Source organism: Aliivibrio sp. S10_S31 (assembly GCF_014694495.1).
GTDB lineage: Bacteria > Pseudomonadota > Gammaproteobacteria > Enterobacterales > Vibrionaceae > Aliivibrio > Aliivibrio fischeri.
Window position 1 is genome coordinate 1 of record NZ_JAAUWR010000047.1, and the last position, 2,890, is coordinate 2,890.

Annotated in this window: 1 protein-coding gene; it reads right to left on the reverse strand. The window is 36.4% G+C overall.

The features are described 5' to 3' along the window. Nucleotides 1-1,839: 1,839 nt before the first annotated feature. Nucleotides 1,840-2,736, reverse strand: coding sequence for a hypothetical protein (locus HC728_RS19345; protein ID WP_190395950.1), 897 nt, complete (start codon nt 2,734-2,736; stop codon nt 1,840-1,842). Nucleotides 2,737-2,890 lie beyond the last annotated feature (154 nt).

Consider the following 2,890-nt stretch of genomic DNA (forward strand, 5'->3'; position numbering starts at 1 on the left):
AACGCCGCAATAACACGTGCGAAAGACTTACTTTCCAAACCAATTATACTTCAAACCACAAACGCCGAGTGTAATTAGCATCGTGTTGATTGCTTTGTTATACGAGCCTTGCTTTCGCTCCAATTAACTTGGTAAAGAACTGATTTACCAAGATTTGCTGTAAAACGATTTTAATTAGACTGGCTCAATTAAGCGAGCAAAATATCCAATCAACGACAATAACTGTGAAACGAAACAATCCCTTTTTCTTACACCATTTGAACGATTTGGGTTCAGCCCATTTGGAACTGATAAACCAAATATCATTTCCACAATTTGGATTGAAAATTCTACGAGGAAAACACTGATGCAGACTAAAATGAGGCATAACCATGAACAATTGAAGCGTAAACTAGCCGCTGAAACGCCTGAATTTGGGACAATAATAGTTCAATGCCGAACCTAATGAAACGAACACCAAAAGGCAACAAAGAAAAAGGAAAACCACCCTACTTTCATACCTAAAAAACTAATGGTTCAATCGCTGAACTGAACCAAAAAACTGCATTCTCAGAGTTCGTATAACGCTGGCATAACACGTTTATTACTATGCAAACCAACCTGAATTTTACTGCTATAATCACAAAACTAAAGGCAAACCCAGAACGCCGAATGTAATAAATCGTGTTGATGCGATTGTTGTGCGTGCTTACTTTCGGCTTGGCCAACTTGGTAAAGAACTGCCCTGCCAAGATTTTCTAAGTCCTGATTCTAATTTACCGATGGCAATTAAGCGAACAAAATGTTCTTAAATTGCGAGATAAAGTAAATGGAGAGCAGATACAATTTTCACACCATTTGAACGACTTGGTTTCAGCAAATTTGGAACGGATAAACCAAATATCCTCGCCACAATTGGGATTGAAAATGCCAAGAGGAAAACACTGATACAGACTAAAATGAGGCATAACCAAAGAACAATTGAAGCATAAATTAGCCTCTGAAACGCCTGAACTTAGGGAAATAAGGGTTAATTTGCCGAACCTGATAATACGGAAACCAAAAGGCAACAAAGAAGAAATTTACGCTTACTAAGCCGAAACTACGAAAGCCTCGGATCTATTGATGAACCGTGCAAAAAATTTCAGACTCAGTACGCACAACGCTTGCATAACACGTTTATTACTATGCCAAACAACTTGAATTTTACCGCCTTAATCACAAAACCCAAGGCAAACCCAGAACGCCGAGTGTAATAAATCGTGTTGATGCGATTGTTGTGCGTGCTTACTTTTGACTTGGCCTACTTGGTAAAGAACTGCCTGGCCAACATTTTCTAAGCCCTGATTCTAATTTACCGATACCGATTAAGCGAACAAAATGTTCTTAAATTGCGAGATGAAGTAAATGGAAAACAGATACATTTCTTACACCATTTGTACGGCTTAGTTTCAGCAGATTTGGAACTGATAAACCAAATACCCTAACCACAATTGGGATTAAAAATGTGGCGAGGAAAACACGGATGCAGGCTAAAATGAGGCAACACCAAAGAACCATTGAAGCGTAAAAATGCCTCTGAAACGCCTGAATTTAGGCCGACAATGTTTAATTGCCGAACCTGATGAAACGAACGCTAAAAGGCAACAAAGAAGAGGATTTGTGATAGCTAAATAGCGCTTACAAAAGTCTCATTTCTATTGAGGAACCGTGCAAAAAATTTCGGACTCAGTACGCACAACGCCTGCATAACACGTTTGCTACCATGCAGATTAAGCCTAAATTTACCACTAAACACGGTAAACCCAAAGAAACCTAGAATGCCGAATGTAGCAAATCGTGTTGATGCATTTGTTAAGTTTATTCAATAGCCTCTAAATGCTTTCTCAGCAAACTTTCGACTTGTGTTTTACCTGAAATTGAATTTTCATAAAAAATACAGCGAGAACCAGACACATCAAATGGAAGACGTTCACGAACTTTGTCACAAAGTAGGATTGTATCTTTATCTAGCGCATGGGCAAAACCAACTTCATAGTATACATTTGGATTATCAGGAGTGATGTCCGCTAGAACTAAAGAGCTTTCACGTATTGCTGATGTAATATCCTGAATTAATAAACTATTAGTATAGATATTATCGGCTCGTACAACTTCGTAACCAAAACTTTCACACATTGGCTTTATTATTTCAGTATATAAAGCATTAAATTCTTCCGTAAACTGCATTACGATAAAAGCTTTAGGTAGTTCAGATTTAATTTTAAAATCTCGAACAACAGCTTCTTCAAGCCCTTTATATAAAAGTTCCAGTTGTGAATTATGAATATTAGAGGTTGCAGAACAAACTTTTACGTCATTGATAAGTAATTCAACATTTGACCCATAGCACTTAATCGCAACTTTCATCCATTCGTTAGTTTCTAGCTCTACATCTATTCCATTCTTACTTAAATGTTCATATTTTCCATTTGCAAACTTGGCAATTCCATAAGCAGCAATTGATGAATTAATGCCTATATTTAAATGTTCCTGGTGTTCAGTTCCGAGCAATAATTGTACTTTATCTTTTGAGTTATTAATTTTAACTTTAAATTCAATTTCACCTTCTTGAAACTTTACATTACTTTTTAGTTTCATTCCCTTTTGCAACTCTAAAGGAACGACTTCTCCATTATCGTCTTTAGTTGGAAAAAATTTAATTTCTTCTTTTTCAATTAGCGGAGCACCTAATGTTGATAACCAATTAATTTTCATTATATTCCTTAGTTGACTGAATAAACTTAACGCCTGCATAACACGTTTACTACTATACAATTATACTTAAAATTGATGCCTTAAAACGAGAAACACCCGACAACCTGAGATGCCGAGTGTAGTAAATCGTGTTGATGCATTTGTTATGTGTTGA

Bases quoted from the DNA above. Each gene is read 5' to 3' on its own strand.
- HC728_RS19345 (WP_190395950.1), bottom strand. From the start codon at position 2,736: ATGAAAATTAATTGGTTATCAACATTAGGTGCTCCGCTAATTGAAAAA.